Origin of the sequence: Citrobacter sp. CF971, from assembly GCF_006385635.1 — a bacterium.
GTDB lineage: Bacteria > Pseudomonadota > Gammaproteobacteria > Enterobacterales > Enterobacteriaceae > Citrobacter > Citrobacter freundii.
Genome location: NZ_CP041047.1, coordinates 70,666 through 88,364 on the forward strand (window position 1 = coordinate 70,666; position 17,699 = coordinate 88,364).

13 protein-coding genes and 7 pseudogenes are annotated in these 17,699 nt (G+C 49.4%); 10 read left to right on the top strand and 10 right to left on the bottom strand.

Annotated elements, in window-relative coordinates; translation table 11 throughout:
• Window positions 1-144: 144 nt before the first annotated feature.
• The 4 genes and pseudogenes from E6P06_RS00485 to E6P06_RS00500 all read left to right on the top strand — a co-directional run.
• Entirely contained in the window at window positions 145-1,803 is a 1,659-nt protein-coding gene (locus E6P06_RS00485) for an FAD-dependent oxidoreductase (RefSeq protein WP_058799397.1), read from the top strand.
• A 95-nt stretch (window positions 1,804-1,898) separates the two neighbouring features.
• Window positions 1,899-2,281 (top strand): annotated as a pseudogene (locus E6P06_RS00490) (IS6 family transposase); the annotation flags it as partial.
• Between the two features lie 91 nt (window positions 2,282-2,372).
• Window positions 2,373-3,316: pseudogene (locus E6P06_RS00495) on the top strand (integrase core domain-containing protein).
• Window positions 3,317-3,329: 13 nt separating this feature from the next.
• Window positions 3,330-3,632: pseudogene (locus tag E6P06_RS00500) on the top strand (DDE-type integrase/transposase/recombinase); the annotation flags it as partial.
• Between the two features lie 194 nt (window positions 3,633-3,826).
• Here the strand turns inward: E6P06_RS00500 and E6P06_RS00505 are convergent.
• From E6P06_RS00505 to E6P06_RS00535, 7 genes and pseudogenes are all read right to left on the bottom strand, one after another.
• A complete protein-coding gene (locus E6P06_RS00505; RefSeq protein ID WP_032951290.1) occupies window positions 3,827-4,567 on the bottom strand; it encodes a sulfite exporter TauE/SafE family protein in 741 nt (246 codons plus the stop codon).
• A gap of 9 nt (window positions 4,568-4,576) precedes the next feature.
• Complete coding sequence (locus tag E6P06_RS00510) at window positions 4,577-5,200, bottom strand: FmdE family protein (protein WP_007372374.1); 624 nt, start codon at window positions 5,198-5,200, stop codon at window positions 4,577-4,579.
• Between the two features lie 548 nt (window positions 5,201-5,748).
• A pseudogene (locus E6P06_RS00515) lies at window positions 5,749-6,128 on the bottom strand (transposase); the annotation flags it as partial.
• Window positions 6,125-7,065 (bottom strand): annotated as a pseudogene (locus E6P06_RS00520) (IS110 family transposase); the annotation flags it as partial. The pseudogenes E6P06_RS00515 and E6P06_RS00520, both read right to left, overlap by 4 nt.
• A 137-nt stretch (window positions 7,066-7,202) precedes the next feature.
• Window positions 7,203-7,574 (bottom strand): winged helix-turn-helix domain-containing protein, encoded by a 372-nt coding sequence (locus E6P06_RS00525; RefSeq protein WP_009651828.1) that lies wholly within the window; start codon window positions 7,572-7,574, stop codon window positions 7,203-7,205.
• A gap of 19 nt (window positions 7,575-7,593) precedes the next feature.
• Window positions 7,594-8,406 (bottom strand): sulfite exporter TauE/SafE family protein, encoded by an 813-nt coding sequence (locus tag E6P06_RS00530; protein ID WP_007372378.1) that lies wholly within the window; start codon window positions 8,404-8,406, stop codon window positions 7,594-7,596.
• A 114-nt stretch (window positions 8,407-8,520) separates the two neighbouring features.
• Window positions 8,521-9,162, bottom strand: a complete 642-nt coding sequence (locus E6P06_RS00535) for a recombinase family protein (protein WP_009651826.1) — start codon at window positions 9,160-9,162, stop codon at window positions 8,521-8,523.
• Between the two features lie 256 nt (window positions 9,163-9,418).
• Between E6P06_RS00535 and E6P06_RS00540 the strand changes: the two genes are divergently transcribed.
• On the top strand, window positions 9,419-10,627 hold the full coding sequence (locus E6P06_RS00540) for a type II site-specific deoxyribonuclease (protein ID WP_000110241.1): 1,209 nt from the start codon (window positions 9,419-9,421) through the stop codon (window positions 10,625-10,627).
• 33 nt (window positions 10,628-10,660) lie between these two features.
• Here the strand turns inward: E6P06_RS00540 and E6P06_RS00545 are convergent, their stop codons facing one another.
• Entirely contained in the window at window positions 10,661-12,094 is a 1,434-nt protein-coding gene (locus tag E6P06_RS00545) for a DNA cytosine methyltransferase (RefSeq protein ID WP_032951294.1), read from the bottom strand.
• 98 nt (window positions 12,095-12,192) lie between these two features.
• Between E6P06_RS00545 and E6P06_RS00550 the strand changes: the two are divergent.
• A pseudogene (locus tag E6P06_RS00550) lies at window positions 12,193-12,447 on the top strand (IS1 family transposase); the annotation flags it as partial.
• A gap of 134 nt (window positions 12,448-12,581) precedes the next feature.
• A complete protein-coding gene (locus E6P06_RS00555) occupies window positions 12,582-13,604 on the top strand; it encodes an IS110-like element IS5708 family transposase (RefSeq protein WP_032736818.1) in 1,023 nt (340 codons plus the stop codon).
• A 226-nt stretch (window positions 13,605-13,830) separates the two neighbouring features.
• Here E6P06_RS00555 and E6P06_RS00560 read toward each other — a convergent pair whose 3' ends face one another.
• Complete coding sequence (locus E6P06_RS00560) at window positions 13,831-14,535, bottom strand: IS6-like element IS26 family transposase (protein ID WP_001067855.1); 705 nt, start codon at window positions 14,533-14,535, stop codon at window positions 13,831-13,833.
• 63 nt (window positions 14,536-14,598) lie between these two features.
• On the opposite strand from E6P06_RS00560, the pseudogene E6P06_RS00565 reads away from it, so the two are divergent.
• Window positions 14,599-14,862, top strand: a pseudogene (locus E6P06_RS00565) (transposase); the annotation flags it as partial.
• 356 nt (window positions 14,863-15,218) lie between these two features.
• Here E6P06_RS00565 and E6P06_RS00575 read toward each other — a convergent pair.
• A complete protein-coding gene (locus E6P06_RS00575; RefSeq protein ID WP_007372141.1) occupies window positions 15,219-15,722 on the bottom strand; it encodes a hypothetical protein in 504 nt (167 codons plus the stop codon).
• A 253-nt stretch (window positions 15,723-15,975) separates the two neighbouring features.
• Here E6P06_RS00575 and umuD point away from each other — a divergent pair, with 253 nt between their 5' ends.
• Both umuD and umuC read left to right on the top strand, forming a co-directional pair.
• Window positions 15,976-16,392, top strand: a complete 417-nt coding sequence (umuD, locus tag E6P06_RS00580) for a translesion error-prone DNA polymerase V autoproteolytic subunit (protein WP_008786793.1) — start codon at window positions 15,976-15,978, stop codon at window positions 16,390-16,392.
• Window positions 16,392-17,657 carry a translesion error-prone DNA polymerase V subunit UmuC gene (umuC, locus tag E6P06_RS00585; protein ID WP_009652912.1) on the top strand — a complete coding sequence of 422 codons (1,266 nt, stop codon included), beginning with the start codon at window positions 16,392-16,394 and terminating at the stop codon, window positions 17,655-17,657. Before umuD ends, umuC begins: the two co-directional genes overlap by 1 nt.
• The last annotated feature ends 42 nt before the right edge of the window (window positions 17,658-17,699 follow it).

Here is a 17,699-nt window from a genome sequence, read left to right on the forward strand (position 1 = left end):
TATGTATTTTTATATAATGTTATTTAGTATACTGATGGTGCCATAATTTTGCCACCGTGTTCGCCAGGTCTGCAGCGTCCAGCTGGCCCGGGTAACTAATTATATCTGGCAGACATTTTGCCCCGAGTGAACAGAGAGGATGTAATGAAAATAGTGATTGTTGGTGGTGTTGCCGGCGGTGCGTCCGCTGCAGCCAGAGCTCGCCGGTTGTCAGAAGATGTCAGTATTGTTGTGTTTGAACGGGGAAGCGATGTCTCTTTCGCCAACTGTGGATTGCCTTATCATATAGGCGGAAAAATTCCGTTACGGCAGTCACTTATTCTTAAGACTCCGGAGGATTTTAAATCCCGCTTTAACATAGACGTCCGTACCTGCCATGAAGTGACGTCAGTGGATCCGGTTAATAAAACAGTGACAGTTAAAAATTTGACCTCAGGTGAGATCCATACCGAAGTATGGGATCGTCTACTCCTCAGTACCGGAGCCGCGCCGGTTGTCCCTCCTTTGCCCGGGCTACAGCAAGAGGGCGTCTTTACGCTCCGAAATCTTACTGACATGGATGCTATCCTGGCGTGGATTGAGCAACATAACGTCGCTCACACCACGCTTGTCGGGGGGGGATTCATCGGACTTGAAGTGATGGAGGCTCTGAGCGAACGGGGGATCCGTGTTACCCTGCTGGAGATGGGGGAACAGGTTATGGCTCCGGTTGATCCTGAAATGGCATCAGCCCTGCATCAGGAAATCCGGAATCATGGCGTGGATCTGCGTCTCAGAACGGCACTCACCGAGGTGCTGCGGACAGAAACGGGATTCCGCGTTGCACTGTCTGACGGTGGCTTTGTGCAGACCGACATGGTTATTCTCGCCATCGGGGTAAAACCTGAGAACAGCCTTGCCACAGTAGCCGGGCTCGAAGTGGGTAAACGGGGAGGTATAAGCGTCAATGCCTGTATGCAGACCAGTATTCCTGACATCTACGCCGTGGGGGATGCAGTTGAAACACCTGACCTTGTCTTTCAGGAACCCGCTAATATTCCTCTGGCTGGGCCCGCCAACCGCCAGGGACGCATTGCTGCTGATAACATGCTTGATCACCACAGCCTTTACCATGGCAGTCAGGGGACATCCATTTGTAAGGTATTTTCGCTTAGTATTGGCAGCGTCGGTGCGAATGAAAAGCAACTGAAAGCCCATGGTACCCGATACGAGAAGGTTTACGTCCATGCTGCTGATCATGCCGGTTACTACCCTGGGGCTACGATGATCAGTCTGAAACTGCTGTTCAGCCCCGATACCGGTAAAATTCTGGGGGCCCAGGCGTCAGGGAAAAAAGGGGTTGATAAACGCATCGATGTTCTGTCTGTCGCGCAGCGCGCGGGACTTACCGTCAACGATCTCGAGCATCTTGAGCTGACTTATGCCCCGCCTTTTAACAGTGCAAGGGACGTTGTTAACCAGGCCGGTATGGTGGCGGCAAATGTCATCAGGGGAGATACGGCCATATGTCATGTCAGCGATGTTTTGCAACGGGAACCGGACAGGTATTGTTTAGTTGATATTCGTTCTCCTGAAGAACTGAAACAATTTGGCGAATATCCTGATGCGCTATCCATCCCTCTGGATTCTCTGCGGGAGAATCTTGAAAAATTGCCTGTAGATAAAGAGATTTTTATCGGTTGTCAGAGTGGTCTGCGCGGGCATGTGGCATACCGTATTCTGCAGGCTCACGGCTTCCGGACATATAATCTGAGTGGTGGCTTTATAACCTGGCAGGCGGTTACGGAGTCAATGAGTAAATAAGAGATGAGGTGCCATACACATGGCACCTCATCTGGTTCTGACGCATTAAGACGTCGCCGGGTAACATACTGTTTTTTTTATAATGTTACCTGCCCATGCTTCTGATACGAAAAGCTTTTAAGCGCCTGCACTATCCCATTGATGTTATTGCTCAATGTGTTCGCTGGTATCTGACTTACGCCCTCAGCCTGCGCAATCTCGAAGATATGATGACGGAGCACGTCGTTATCGTTGACCATTCACTCTTCATCGCTGGGTTATGCGCCTGGCACCGTCGTTCCGCCAGTATAAGCGTAATGTAGGTCGGCGGTGGCGGATGGACGAAACTTACATTAAAATCAAAGGCCAGTGGAAATATCTGTACCGGGAGGTTGATACCGCGGGGCAGACCGTCGACTTCCTGTTGACCGCCAGACGCGACGCTGCGGCTGCCTTACGCTTCTTTCGCAAGGCCATTCGCCACCACGGTGAGCCTGAGTAGACTGGCTCCATGAATCTCCAGACAGTTGGTATCACTTAAATTAGTGATAGTCTTAATACTAGTTTTTAGACTAGTCGTTGGAGTCCGGATGATTGATGTTTTAGGTCCGGAGAAGCGCAGACGGCGCAGCCTTCAGGAAAAAATCGCCATTGTTCAGCAGAGCTTTGAACCCGGTATGACCGTGTTGCTGGTTGCCCGTCAGCATAGTGTTGCTGCCAGTCAGCTGTTCCTGTGGCGTAAGCAGTACCAGGAAGGTAGTCTCACCGCCGTTGCTGTGGGTGAACAGGTTATACCCGCGTCGGAACAGGCATCTGCGATGAAGCAAATTAAAGAGCTACAGCGCCTGCTGGGCAAGAAAACCATGGAAAACGAGCTGCTGAAAGAAGCCGTTGAATATGGCCGACAAAAAAGTGGATAGCGCACGTGCCCTTGCTGCCGGAGGATGGCGAATAAGCCTTGTCAGCTGTTGGCTACGGGTCTCACGTGCGCAACTGCATGCTATGGCTCGTCGGTCGAAGAACTGGCAGGAGCGTCGACGCAAGCGCAAGCCTGATGATATTGAAGCTCTGGATCGTATCCATACCGTTATCGGCGATCTGCCTACGTATGGTTATCGTCGGGTGTGGGCACTGCTGCGCAGACAATCAGAAACGGACGACATGGCGGTGATCAATGCCAAACGCGTATACTGAATCATGCGTAAGAATGCGCTGTTTGCTTGAGCGTAAACCGGCAATACCGCCCTTGAAGCCGGCGCATACAGGGAAGGTAGGACTGGAGCCTAAACATACGGCGGTACGTAGCCCGGAAAGCAACGGGATGGCAGAGAGCTTCGTGAAAACGATGAAGCGGGATTACATCAGCATCATACCGAAGCCGGACGGGTTAACAGCGGTAAAGAACTTTGCAGAGGCCTTCGAACATTACAACGAATGGCATCCGCATAGTGCACTGGGGTATCGTTAGCCACGGGAATATCTACGGCGGCGAACCAGTAATGGGTTAAGCGATAAAAAGTGTCTGGAAATATAGGGACTAATCTACTGAGGTTGTAACCATCGATAAAAGCGGTGCCAACATGGCGGCGCTGGCCACACTCAACGCCAGTAAACCTGAAGAAGAAACCATCACCATCAGGCAGAGTAAATACCTGAACAACCTGATTGAGCAGGACCATCGGAATATCAAACGCCGAATACGACAGATACTGGGGTTCAAATCATTTCGGCGAGCGCAGACGATAATGGAGGGCATTGAGTTAGTGCATATGATACGTAAAGGGCAATATCAGCATCCCGCTGAAGAGCCTTTATCACCGGCGGAACAATTTTACCTGTTGGTTGCCTAAAATATAGACAGCGCAATAATTACTGACTTGTCTACGCTAATGCGACAGAACCCAACGAGCTGGATTGCCAATCGGCGAAGACCTCTACGGCAGAAAATCCGAGCGTAACAACGAGCGGCCAATACAGCTTCGCTCCGGTTGAGTTGCCATGAATATGGCCATCGTGTGCTTACATGATTTTGATTCCGTTTATTTTACAAAAGCCCCCAGATGATCTTGACGGCGGTCCCTAACAGGACGAATCCAATGATGTATTTAAGCTGTTGCCCTTTGAGTTTTTCGCTCATTAACCACGCGCCAAATGCAGCCCCTCCCGCCGATGCGATACCGGTGGCACCGACCAGCGAATAATCCATTCCCGAAAGCGTTGCGTGGGCAAAGAAACCGGTCAGAGAAGCAAACACGACCACGAAAGAAGCGGTTGCTGACGCCCGTTTGGGTTCCAGCCCGGCCCCCACGAGTGCCGGGACGATGATGCTGCCACCTCCAACCCCTAACAGGCCACCGACAAAACCCGCAACACCGCCAAGGGACAAACTACTCAACATCTGGCTTCGCGCACTACGCTGAATTCCAGAAGATTTTGGCGCGTACAACAACATCATGAGGCTGGCAAAAATAAGAAAACCGGAGAACAGCCACAGTAGAAAATGGCGGTCTAACCTTTGGCTGACATGAACCCCGATTGGCGACAAAACCACGGCCACAATCAAAATGGGGAGTGCCAACCGCCATTCGACCAAACGCTTGCGAATGAATGTCGTTGTCGACACGCTCGTCGATATGGCATTCAGAAGCAAGGCGGTGGCCATCGCTGCATGAATTTCGACCCCTAGTGCCAAGAAGATCGGAACCAGAATAAAAGCGGCTCCGACTCCGGCCATGGCCATGATAGCGGTTAGAAAAAACGTTGCAACGGCAGCGATGGCAAGCATTTCAATTCCTTAGCAAAATGAGGATACAGTATGTCCAGCCAGTTTTTCCTGGCAAGGAATGCAAAGCCGTCCCGCTTCCGTGTCGATCAGTTTATCGACAAAGACACGTTCCCCACATTTGGCGCATAGTTCCGTGTCAAAGCAGCTTTTACCGCGTGGAAGTTCAAACGGCTTCTTTAGCCCGATATCGAGAAACATTTCTTCCGGCATCGATATGACCTTGTTAACCAGGGGGTCAGTGACTTCGGCGGGAATATCCTGTGGCGCTATGCCTTGTTTGCGTTGGGCAACAAAAGGCGAGTTGAGCATGTTGCCGAAAAACTCGTCCTTTAGCCGTACACGTACTGAGCGCCCGGTCTTCACGTCTATCAGAGTGAAAGCCATCTTGTTGTAATAGCGCTTCTCGATGTTCGACTTGCCGTAGGTGCATCCCGTAGCCGACATTACGCCATCCAGAAAGCATCCCGCAGCATGGCCTTTCCCTGTTTCTGCTATGACATGCAGCTCCTTGTCTTCTGCCCGTTCCACACCGAGCGCTCTCATCGCTGCTTGCGCAGCACGGTAGCCTAAAGGCATTGCTGGACACTTATGGCCGTGAAAGACCATCGCCGCTTCGAATTCATCGTGTGTCATTACTCTATCTCCTTCGTGAGTCGCGTAGCTTCCTGATGAAGCCACTATCTTGAAGACGAATGAACTCGCAAAAGGATGCAGAAATTTTCTTCGAGATTGATTTCAGTAATCCTCACGCCGAGGTGCGTGGTAACAAGCCCGACCACTGTAGTCAAAGTGCACTTGGCAATTACGTATCAACACCTCGCGCAACCGCTGACGAATTCTCCGTAACCTAGACTTCACGACGGAAAGACTTAACTCATGAGTATCGGCAAATTCTTGCTTACAAATGCTGTGCTGGGGGCAGTTTGGATATCGAATCTATGGTCACTCCCGTTTTTGCAACACTGATTTTCGACGATATCATTGGCTTGCTTAAATCTATCCAGCGTCAGAATCGCGCCACGATGAGTTCTGCGCCTGATGAACCTCAGAAAAATCATACGGCTTCAGATGAGCCATTCCGATATACAGGTTCTTCAACAGGCCGGTCGGCCGTTTGTATCATCAATGATCAGCATTCGCAAACCAGATAGGTGATTGTTTAAAAATTTATTGTTAGAGACTTACGACGCGAACGTCTGTTGTCGCGTCGTAAGCACCCAGGCTATCCTGGCCAGCTTGTTTGCGAGTGCGCAGGTCACAACAAAGTTGCTTTTTCTGCACATTAATTCCCTGGCCCAGTTTGCCTTTCTGGTGTTCTAGTTTTTGTTTTTTGTATGAACACTCTGGGGCACTGGACCAGTAATATTCGGATCTTTTTGTTGCCTCGTTTGCTGATCCCCAACAGAGTTGTTCGACCACCGGTGCTGTACTCACGTGGAAGCAGCCCCGTTGCCGCTGCGAAGTCACGACTACTGGCGTAGTGTTTCCCATCGCCAAGCTCAGTGGAAATAGTACTGACCGTGAGCGTTCCCACACAGGGAATGGTCAATAGACGTTGGCCACAACAGCCTGCCAGTACCTTCTGCGCTCAACCAACATACAAACCCAACGGCTGAATGAGTCATTCCTTTTCTCAGCGCCAATAAGCACTGAAAGATCCCCCTGTACCAAGAGCGTTCGCAGATACGAATAACCGGCTTTTGTGATCCTGCCGAGCTTCGGCTTTCCGCCGCTGCTGTATTGTGATTGCGTCAGTCCCAGCCAGGCGGCCAGTTGACGTCCATTTTTAAAATCATGTGCATTACCGATACTGGCGACCAGCGCACAGGCAGTTGTGGGGCCAACGCCCTTTAGCTCCATCAGCCGCTGACTGCGATGATCTGTTTTGGCCATGCGGGACAAAATTCGGTCATATTCAGTGATGTTAGCTTCAATGTGTTCCAGCAAATCATCAACACATTGCTGAACCTGAAGCGGTAAAGAGCTCTTCTGCACAGAAACTATGTGGCGCAGGGCATCAGTATTTTGTGGCGCGATGACACCGAATTCAGATATCAATCCTCGCAGACGATTATACGTTGCTGTTTTCTCTTCTATGAAACCCTGACGGGTGCGGTGTAAGCATTGCATTGCATCGCCTGCTGGCTTTCGTCCTTCACGGGTACAAATCGCATATGTGGGCGACGAACCGCTTCACAGATAGCCTGAGCATCAGCTGCATCATTCTTCCCTGATTTGCCGGCCATGCGGTAAGTAGACACAAATTTAGCGGCCATCAGACGTGGCTCATGACCATACTGCCGAAATAACCTTGCCAAGTAGTGAGCCCCAGAGCATGCTTCCATCCCGATAACACAGGGAGGCAAACCTGCAATGGACTCAGGAAGAGCAGCACGCGAAACTTTAGGTTTAACCAGAACAGTTCTGCCATTCTGATCAACACCGTGAACAGCAAACACATTTTTAGCAAGATCGATACCGACAGTCGTGATAGTCATAACGAATTACTCCGGGACGATGTGTACCCCATGATTGCACAAGAGTTAATCAGGCGCATAATCAGGGAAAGTCCCTTCCATTCGTTAAGATGATTTTTTGTACGGTTATGGCCCGATCAAAGACCGAGCCGAATGGGTTAACTCTCACCGAAGATAATTTTCTCGAGATCCTGCAAGTCCTGCTGTGATTGCTCGTTAAGGTTGGCCTCTGTTTTGTCGTACCAGCTAAGTAACTTCTGGCCAAGTGGTGTCAAAACCGAGCCTCCACCTTTGCTGCCGCCTGTTGACGTGATGACCACGGGCTTACCTATCCCTTTGTTTAACGTATCAATCAGGAGCCACGCCCTTTTATAGGGTATACCCAAATCTTTTGCGGCGGCTGACAGGGAATGAAACCCATCTATAGCGCGCAATAGATCGATTTTACCCGGCCCCAGCGAGATGTTGTCATTAATGTAAATTCGGGGTCTGACCAAAATAAAATCAGATATAAGCGCTTTTTTATTCATCCTGATACCTTTCTCGAAATTATTTTTGCCGGGTGTGTTTGAACGTTTTGATGGCGGAGATAAGAAGGATCACCCCAAGTAAAGTCATAAGTACTTTAACCGGGAACAGGCCGACCAGAAGTCCGCCAATTGCCGCACCAATCACAGATCCGATGACCATCCATACAAACAGCGGCCTTTCTTTTTTCAGAATCTGGAAAGCATCTGCATTTGTATAACGGGAAAAACCAACAATCATTGTGGGCAGGCTAATCATCAATGACAGGCTTCCGGCCAGTTTGATATCAACCCCGAACAGGATAACGATTGTGGGGATCAGAAGCTCACCGCCTGCCACACCGAGCAATGCTGCGACTATCCCGATAAAGAACCCTGAAATCACACCTGCAATAATTGTGGCAATACCGGGTTGAAATAACCCGCCGGAAATACTGTGCAGTGGTAGCCATGCTTCTGAGAACATGACGAACGACAGTAAAACAAGGAGGAGCAGAATGATTCTGTCCAGCCAGATTCTGGACATCTTAATGGCGCGGCCTGCGGCCCACCATGCCCCAATAAGACTTCCTGCCAGTAAATTCATGACAATATCAAGATGCTCTACCAACTGATCGGTGGCTATCGATTTTGTGCGGAAAATTAGAGCGATAGCGACAACAGCGAGGCTCATTGCTTTGTTAAAGATGACGGCTTCCAGGGTGGGTATTTTGAAACTACCGATCAGGACGGGAAGGCGAAACTCAGCCCCACCGAGCCCAATCAGCCCTCCTAAAGCCCCAATTACCGCGCCTGAGAAAAAACCTTTTCCATTCCTTTTTGAAACTGATGACATGCATTCCTCTCTGATTCGTTATGTCATTCTTGACATAACGATGAGCATAGCATTTCAGATGATAAGTTTGATAGTACGTTGTATAGGCGGGAATTGATCCAGCTTAAAGCTGATTCAATCAGTACCGGTGATTTTATTAAGCGCCTGTATCCGACAAACCTGAGAAGAACTGTAGCCGGTTGCTTCTGCTGTCTCCCGTATACTGAGTTTCTTAACCTGTCGGTAGTACAACACCTTCTGGTGTCGTTCACTGTCTGCCTGCTTGCCCCGGTATTTACCCAGGGAATGAGCACGCTCAATTCCCTGTTGCTGTCGCTGGCGACGACTCAGCCAGTCCTTATGCGACATTGCGGCCATCAGATCGATCAACATATTGTTGATCGCCGTGATAACTGCGCGGGTTATCGGGTCAGCCTGTGAAGGATCTTTATCTGACAGAGCCTGCCATGAAGTTGGGACGTCAAGACTGACGATCCGCAGTTCATGTTGCTCAATCTGCTTTTTCAGCGTCATCCAGTCGCTGTTGCTCAGACGGGTCAGACGGTCTATCTGCTCGACAAGTAAAATATCATTGTGGTGACTGTCCATTAGCAGGCGTCCCAGCTCCGGGCGGTCGAGTTTTGTTCCGCTGATATTCTCCCGGTAGTAACTGGCTATTTTATACCCTCGTTCCTGAACGAACTGCTCCAGCATATCTTTTGCTCGATCGGCAAACTGATCTTCCGTCGACGCTCTCAAATAAGCTCTGATGAACATTTTTTCACCGCATTATCGCTTTTAGGTTATTGCATTTATTCTATCGCATATAGGTTATGTCATTCATCGTGTACCGTCACGTTTTTATTATGGCGTCAGGGTGTACCCTATTGCTACAGGTAAGCCTGTTCAAAAAACAGGCTTACCGTACAATAATTCTCTATATCCAAACTGACCCCTGTAACAGCCTTTCTGGCTGTTTGTATATAATTATGAAAAAATGGTGAGTAGAGTTTCAGGGTAACAGGGGATGCTTATGTCGGTTTTCCACAACTGGCTACTTGAGATCGCATGTGAGAATTACTTCGTCTACATCAAACGCCTTTCCGCCAACGATACCGGCGCAACAGGTGGTCACCAGGTAGGGCTTTATATCCCTTCAGGTATCGTTGAAAAACTCTTTCCGTCTATCAACCATACCCGTGAACTGAACCCTTCGGTTTTTCTCACCGCACATGTGTCATCGCATGATTGCCCTGACAGCGAAGCCCGGGCAATTTATTATAACAGCCGTCATTTTGGTAAAACCCGGAATGAAAAAAGGATTACCCGCTGGGGTAGAGGCAGCCCACTTCAGAATCCTGAAAATACAGGGGCTCTGACGCTCCTGGCTTTCAAGCTTGATGAGCAAGGGGGGGACTGTAAGGAAGTAAATATTTGGGTATGCGCCAGCACTGATGAAGAGGACGTCATTGAGACCGCTATTGGTGAAGTTATACCCGGAGCGCTTATATCCGGCCCCGCAGGACAGATTCTAGGCGGACTATCTCTACAGCAAGCGCCAGTAAATCATAAATATATTCTACCTGAAGACTGGCACCTGCGCTTTCCGTCGGGAAGTGAAATTATTCAGTATGCAGCCAGCCATTATGTGAAAAATTCCCTTGATCCGGATGAGCAACTTCTTGACCGCCGGCGCGTGGAGTACGACATATTTCTATTGGTTGAGGAACTGCATGTTCTGGATATCATCCGGAAAGGATTTGGCTCTGTGGATGAATTTATTGCGCTGGCCAATTCTGTCAGCAATCGCCGTAAATCCAGAGCCGGGAAGTCGCTGGAACTGCACCTGGAGCATCTATTCATTGAGCACGGCCTGCGACACTTTGCGACGCAGGCCATCACAGAAGGTAATAAAAAACCCGATTTCCTTTTCCCTTCCGCAGGGGCTTACCACGATACTGAGTTTCCCGTAGAAAATCTGCGCATGCTGGCAGTCAAGACTACCTGTAAGGATCGCTGGCGTCAGATACTGAATGAGGCTGATAAAATTCATCAGGTGCATCTGTTTACACTCCAGGAGGGAGTTTCTCTGGCTCAATATCGGGAGATGCGGGAGTCGGGTGTCAGATTGGTCGTGCCATCATCTCTGCACAAAAAATACCCGGAGGCGGTGAGAGCTGAGCTAATGACGCTAGGTGCGTTTATTGCTGAGCTGACAGGGCTTTACGCAGATATTCCATAGATTATCTCCCGGCATAAATACCGGGAGGAGCGATCAGATTCGTTCAACCTTGCACGAATCGGCATTAACCGCTTTCAGGATATAAGGTTCAAGCAGTTTGGCTACGGCTTCAAACACGGGCACCACTACGGAGTTACCGAACTGCCTGTACGACTGAGTGTCTGACACAGGAATGCGAAAAGGCCTGCCATCTACTTTTTCAAAACCCATAAGGCGCGCGCACTCTCGTGGAGTCAGCCTGCGGGGCCGATGCGCCTGATTTTCTTCGTTCGCGAAGTCTGTTTCACCTGTGGCCATATCCCAGCCACGGTCTATCAGAATTTCAGACCCGTCTTTGTGATAGCGAGCAGAAAGCGTACGGGCAATGCTTTCTTTATTTTCAGGATTAACGAGGCCAAAACCGAATCCGTTACCCTTAGCTGCGTGCTTTTTGGCGTAGTTATAGAGATACTCCCAGAGTTTCGACGTCAGTATATATTTGCTGTCAACCACGGGTTCCAGCAGTTCGCCAAATGACGGACGCTGTTCCGGATAAAAACGACTAATATCGCGCAGGGTAAAGCCCTGGTGAATGTTCAGATCACGACGGAAACCGACCAAAACGATACGTTCTCGGTGCTGAGGTAAAAAGTGCTTTCCGTCGATAACTTTAGGATCGTTTTTGCCCATCTCAGCTGCATCCGCAACTTCATAGCCCAGTTCGTCGAGGGTATCCATGATGACTTTAAAGGTTTTACCCTTGTCATGGCTCTTCAGGTTTTTAACGTTTTCAAGAACAAAGATGGCAGGTTTTTTTGCGCGGATAATACGCGCCACATCGAAGAAAAGCGTTCCCTGAGCCTCACATTCGAAACCATGCGCGCGCCCGAGCGAGTTTTTCTTGCTTACGCCCGCAAGGCTGAACGGTTGACAGGGGAAACCTGCTAGAAGTACATCATGATCCGGCACATGCTCATTAATGTAAGCATAGGCATCGTTTTCAGGTACTTCAGGTTTATCACTGAGCGTGACTTCCCGAATATCGAGATTGAAAGTGTGTTCCTGAGCATCGTTAAACCAGTTAGCTTTATATGTGCGCACAGCCTCTTTATTCCATTCACTGGTAAAAACGCACTGGCCACCGATGGTTTCGAAGCCCTTCCGTATACCTCCAATCCCAGCAAACAGGTCAATAAACCGGAAGGCATAGTCAGGGTGATGTGCAGGCGCTTCCGGAAGCATTTTTCGTAGAAGTTCCTCTTCGGCTAACGTCAGCGCCTTAGGTGAGCACTTACCATTAATCCAGCGATTAAGAGTCTCGCGACTCCACTCATTTTTACCAACTTTTCTAAGCAGTTCAGCCACGTACTTCTGGTCATAGATTTCCAGCACCTGCCCGAGCAGCTTTTTATCATTTTCCTGTCGCAGTTGTTCTTCCGCTTCTGCTTTCTCAAGCAGATCCTGCGCCAGTAATTCAAATTCAGACATATTGCCTCCATTGGGTCTTATGGGTGAAACTGTATCACTCATTTGACCCAGATTGAATGTTTTTATCTGGATATTTAAACAGGTTTATTGTTAGGTAACGCACGTTGGCCACGCTGGAGCGTCTTCTGGGCCTGCTGTCGGCCTTTGAGGTCGTGGTATGGATGACGGATGGCTGGCCGCTGTATGAACCCCGCCTGAAGGGAAAGCTGCACGTTATCAGCAAGCGTTACACTCAGCGCATTGAGTGACATAACCTGAATCTGAGACAACATCTGGCAAGGCTGGGACGGAAGTCACTGTCGTTCTCAAAATCGGTGGAGCTGCATGACATGACTCTGAGGTGTCTGTTAAACCCGTGGCGATTCAAAGCGGACCGTCATACCTGCTTTAGTCACTGGCTTAGCGAATGGAAGGGACTTCCCCTGGATATGCGCCTGGTTAACTTTCATGCAATCATGGGATAAACATTGACCCAGAGGGATTCGTTATGACCATCACCACTGTCGGTATCGATCTTGCTAAAAATGTGTTTGCTGTTCACTGCGTTGACCAAAATGGTAAAGCAGTTCTGGTTAAACCCAAGGTGTCGCGTGCAGCACTTTCTGAACTCATCGCTGGTTTACCTCCCTGTGTCATTGGAATGGAAGCCTGCTCGGGTGCCCACTATTGGGCAAGATTATTCAGGCAGTATGGCCATGATGTCCGGTTGATGGCACCGAAATTTGTCTCACCCTATCGCATGGCGGGTAAGACCGGGAAAAATGATGCAGCTGATGCAATAGCTATTTGTGAGGCTGTGCAGCGGCCGCACATGCGCTTTGTACCCGTCAAAGACGAAAGCCAGCAGGCAATGCAATGCTTACATAGGACAAGACAGGGATTTATTCAGGAAAGAACAGCGACGTATAACCGTCTTCGGGGGTTGGTATCTGAATTCGGGGTTATTGCCCCACAAAGCACTGATGCTCTGCGTCATGCTGTTTCTGACCAGAAGGAAACTCTGCCAGTACAGGTCAGGCTGTGCATTGATGATCTATTAGCACATGTCACTAATATTGAAGAGAAAATCGCCGAATATGACAGGGTGTTATCTCGTGTTGCCAAAACAGATCATCGCAGCCAGCAGTTAATGGAACTGAAAGGTATTGGGCCCACAACGGCGAGTGCGCTGGTCGCCAGTATTGGCAATGCCCATGATTTTAAGAACGGGCGCCAACTGGCAGCCTGGTTGGGGCTAACGCCATCACAATACAGTAGTGGCGGAAAATCAAAGCTTGGCAGGATAACAAAAGCGGGTGATGCCTACCTGCGAACCCTGCTGGTCCAGGGAGCCCGTTCTGTTATGGTAGGGGCAGAGAATAGAACGGACTCGTTTAGCCGTTGGGTCTGCTCGTTGATTGGTAGGCGGGGATACTGGCGTGCTGTCGTTGCAATCGCCGCCAAGAATGCGAGGTTGTGCTGGGCATCATTACATTACGGCGATGACTTCAGACTGTATTCAACAACGTGAAAAATTAAACTGAGTAGTAACTGAACTGTAACTCGTTGATGGTAAAGGGTTAGACCCCCGTGAGAAGTATCTGCATATCCTACTGGATATCACTATCCGATTAACGAAGGAGGATCTCACGAGCGTCTTTCATCAGGGTCCGAATCAATAGCGATTCAGCGTGACCGTTTATAGGGCACTGTTGCAAAGTTAGCGATGAGGCAGCCTTTTGTCTTATTCAAAGGCCTTACATTTCAAAAACTCTGCTTACCAGGCGCATTTCGCCCAGGGGATCACCATAATAAAATGCTGAGGCCTGGCCTTTGCGTAGTGCACGCATCACCTCAATACCTTTGATGGTGGCGTAAGCCGTCTTCATGGATTTAAATCCCAGCGTGGCGCCGATTATCCGTTTCAGTTTGCCATGATCGCATTCAATCACGTTGTTCCGGTACTTAATCTGTCGGTGTTCAACGTCAGACGGGCACCGGCCTTCGCGTTTGAGCAGAGCAAGCGCGCGACCATAGGCGGGCGCTTTATCCGTGTTGATGAATCGCGGGATCTGCCACTTCTTCACGTTGTTGAGGATTTTACCCAGAAACCGGTATGCAGCTTTGCTGTTACGACGGGAGGAGAGATAAAAATCGACAGTGCGGCCCCGGCTGTCGACGGCCCGGTACAGATACGCCCAGCGGCCATTGACCTTCACGTAGGTTTCATCCATGTGCCACGGGCAAAGATCGGAAGGGTTACGCCAGTACCAGCGCAGCCGTTTTTCCATTTCAGGCGCATAACGCTGAACCCAGCGGTAAATCGTGGAGTGATCGACATTCACTCCGCGTTCAGCCAGCATCTCCTGCAGCTCACGGTAACTGATGCCGTATTTGCAGTACCAGCGTACGGCCCACAGAATGATGTCACGCTGAAAATGCCGGCCTTTGAATGGGTTCATGTGCAGCTCCATCAGCAAAAGGGGATGATAAGTTTATCACCACCGACTATTTGCAACAGTGCCCAATACAGCAGCGGGGGAAAGTCGAAACTCGGCAGGATCACAAAAGCCGGTGATTCGTATCTGCGAACGCTTCTGGTTCAGGGGGCTCGTTCAGTGCTTATTGGCGCCGGGAAAAGGACTGACTCATTCAGCCGTTGGGTTTGTATGTTGGTTGAGCGCAGAGGGTACTGGCGGGCTGTTGTGGCCATCGCCGCCAAAAATGCGCGGCTGTGTTGGGCATCACTACATTACGGTGATGATTTCCGGCTGTACTCAGTCAACTAAAGCTCGAAGCTGTATAACCATCTGACCTGCAATTCGTTGATGATAAAGGGTTAGACCCCGTGAGGCCTATCTGGCTATTGTACAGGATATACGTATCCGCTTAACGAACAAGAACCTCACGCGCGTCTTTCATCAGGGCCCGAATCGATGACGATTCATCATGGCCGTTTATAGTACCGCAGTCTCTCCCCTTTATTTTTACTGAAGAGCAGACAGAAACCATAAATACCGGCTTTGACATGCCGGGGAAGTCCTTATAGTACAATAATTTTCGATATCCAAACTGACCCCAAGTAAGGACGGTCGCGCCTGTGGTGGTTTTATCTCCGTGGAGCGCCTGGCCCCGGCCATAATTGTTAGTTCGATACCCCATGAGTCACGCCTCCGGGTATTGCCAGAAAGTCGGGGGCTTCAGCCATACCTTTGCGCGATAACAGCACTAATCTGTCCTGCGGGGTCGAGACAATTTCATCCCCGTTATCCAGTACGCTGCCCACCAGCGCGAGCCCTTTCTCGAAGTGTGTAGCTTTCTGGCCAGCGCTTGAAACAATCCGTGCAGATGAACCATCGGTATAAGTGACTGCATCACCCTCCACTGCGATTTTGACCATTTGACCGTTGCCTAGATCCATAACCCTGGCGCTATCAACAGCGGTTACGACACCACCTCGCGCAGTCAGGCTTCCCTCGACCGCAACACGCCAGATTGCTGTTACCGGGTGTTGGCGATCCCTTTCAGCGTTCTGCTCAATAATTTGTCGAGCATCCACATCCATTGCGGCCAGATCAGCGTCAGAGAAAGGGGATTTGTCAAAGTCGGCCAGCATTTGTTGAGTTGCTTCATTTGTAAACTGCTTCATCGTTATTACTCCTTATAAAATGTACGGATAAATTCCGAATTGTATACGAAGTAAGCACGAGTAAATTCTGAAAATGAACTGAGGAATCATATGGTTGCAATTTGTTATGTGCAGTTACCCACTTCTGGACAAGTGATAAGAAAAACCTGAAGAGTGATAGCGGAAAATAACTTTCGGAAAAGGAGGTGCGAAAATTCCTGGCTCCTGTCTATAATACTGTATGGATATACAGCACCACGAAGAGCAGAGCATTATGAAACTTATCCCAGTGACACAACAATCACCAGGCCAATTCCCGTTGTTCGTTGAGCCTGTCAGCGCAGGTTTCCCTTCAGTCGCTTCCGATTATGTTGATGAATTTATTGATCTAAATACTCACCTCATCAAACATCCATCTGCAACCTACTTCTTACGAGTAACAGGTTCATCGATGGTAGAGGCACGTATTCACGAAGGCGATCTGGTCATCGTGGATAGCTCACTTGAGGCGAAAGAGGGGGATATTGTGATTGCGACCGTTGATGGTGATTTCACCATTAAGCGGTTGCAGCTAAGCCCGGCTCCCGCGCTACTGCCAATGAATAGCCGGATGTCACCGATCTATCTGAAAGAAGGCGAAGAACTGGCCATTTTTGGCGTGGTGACCTTCATCGTGTACAAGGCCTTGTGATGTTCTGCCTGGTGGATTGCAACTCATTTTACGCCTCCTGCGAGAGAGTCTTTCGGCCCGATCTGGTGAACAAGCCAATTGTATGCCTTTCGAACAATGATGGCATGGTCGTGGCACGTTCAGCGGAAGCTAAAAAATTAGGTATCCAGAATGGTGACGTGTACTTCCAGAAGAAAGCATTCTTTGAAGCTAACGGTGTACATGTTTTCAGTTCTAACTATGCCTTGTACGCGGAGATCTCCCGTAGGGTGTGTGAGACATTATTTAAATTCTCCAGTAATACTGAGGTCTACAGTATTGATGAAGTTTTCCTTTCGTTTGAAGGAATGCAGAAAAATTATAATTTTGATGACTATGGAAGAGAAATAAAGAAAACCGTATTAAAGAGCACCCATATACCCGTGGGGGTGGGCATATCGACAACTAAAACTTTGGCAAAACTAGCAAATAAAGCTGCAAAAACATGGACTAAAACAGGCGGAGTGGTTGATCTCAGCAGTCCAGAAAGACAACGTAAATTATTGCCATATATTGACGTAAGCGATGTCTGGGGGGTGGGCCGGAGATATGCCACCAGACTGAACAGCATGGGCATCAGGACTGCTCTCGATCTGGCCAATGCGCCAACATCGCTTATCCGTAACACATTTGGAGTCGTACTGGAGCGAACGCAGCGCGAATTGAATGGCGAGTCCTGCATAGCCCTGGAAGAGGTGAGGAAGGTTAAGCAGCAGATCATCAGCTCGCGTTCATTCGGCCAGAAAATAGAGCACTACGAAGCAATGCACCAGGCGGTGTGTGAGTATGCCGAACGTGCAGGCGAGAAGCTGCGCGAAGAGAAGCAATACTGTCGCTGCATAACGGTTTTTATTGGCACAAGTTACTATTCGAAAACGGCCCCTTACAGTGGCCAGCAGACAGTCAAGCTGGAAAACCCCACCGCCGATACCCGGGAAATCATTGCGGCTGCGGTCGCAGGGCTCCGGCATATCTGGCAGGAGGGATACCGATACCATAAAGCCGGAGTGATGCTATCTGACTTTTATGATAGCGCCACCAGCCAGCTCGATTTGTTTGGTGAGAACCGACTCTTTGCCAATGGTGAAGCGTTGATGGGCGTGATGGATAGAATTAACCGGTCAGGTCGGGGGAAATTATGGTTTGCGGGCCAGGGCATCGACAAAGACTGGACGATGCGGCGGGAGTTATTGTCACCATCCTATCTCACTAACATTAATGAAATCCCTCGCGTCAGGATTGGCTAATCAGCAGTGAAAACTTCATTCGTCATCGATAAAATTCGTCTG

Bases quoted from the DNA above. Each gene is read 5' to 3' on its own strand.
- E6P06_RS00485 (WP_058799397.1), top strand. From the start codon at position 145: ATGAAAATAGTGATTGTTGGTGGTGTTGCCGGCGGTGCGTCCGCTGCA.
- E6P06_RS00505 (WP_032951290.1), bottom strand. From the start codon at position 4,567: ATGCTTGCCATCGCTGCCGTTGCAACGTTTTTTCTAACCGCTATCATG.
- E6P06_RS00510 (WP_007372374.1), bottom strand. From the start codon at position 5,200: ATGACACACGATGAATTCGAAGCGGCGATGGTCTTTCACGGCCATAAG.
- E6P06_RS00525 (WP_009651828.1), bottom strand. From the start codon at position 7,574: ATGAATAAAAAAGCGCTTATATCTGATTTTATTTTGGTCAGACCCCGA.
- E6P06_RS00530 (WP_007372378.1), bottom strand. From the start codon at position 8,406: ATGTCATCAGTTTCAAAAAGGAATGGAAAAGGTTTTTTCTCAGGCGCG.
- E6P06_RS00535 (WP_009651826.1), bottom strand. From the start codon at position 9,162: ATGTTCATCAGAGCTTATTTGAGAGCGTCGACGGAAGATCAGTTTGCC.
- E6P06_RS00540 (WP_000110241.1), top strand. From the start codon at position 9,419: ATGTCGGTTTTCCACAACTGGCTACTTGAGATCGCATGTGAGAATTAC.
- E6P06_RS00545 (WP_032951294.1), bottom strand. From the start codon at position 12,094: ATGTCTGAATTTGAATTACTGGCGCAGGATCTGCTTGAGAAAGCAGAA.
- E6P06_RS00555 (WP_032736818.1), top strand. From the start codon at position 12,582: ATGACCATCACCACTGTCGGTATCGATCTTGCTAAAAATGTGTTTGCT.
- E6P06_RS00560 (WP_001067855.1), bottom strand. From the start codon at position 14,535: ATGAACCCATTCAAAGGCCGGCATTTTCAGCGTGACATCATTCTGTGG.
- E6P06_RS00575 (WP_007372141.1), bottom strand. From the start codon at position 15,722: ATGAAGCAGTTTACAAATGAAGCAACTCAACAAATGCTGGCCGACTTT.
- umuD (WP_008786793.1), top strand. From the start codon at position 15,976: ATGAAACTTATCCCAGTGACACAACAATCACCAGGCCAATTCCCGTTG.
- umuC (WP_009652912.1), top strand. From the start codon at position 16,392: ATGTTCTGCCTGGTGGATTGCAACTCATTTTACGCCTCCTGCGAGAGA.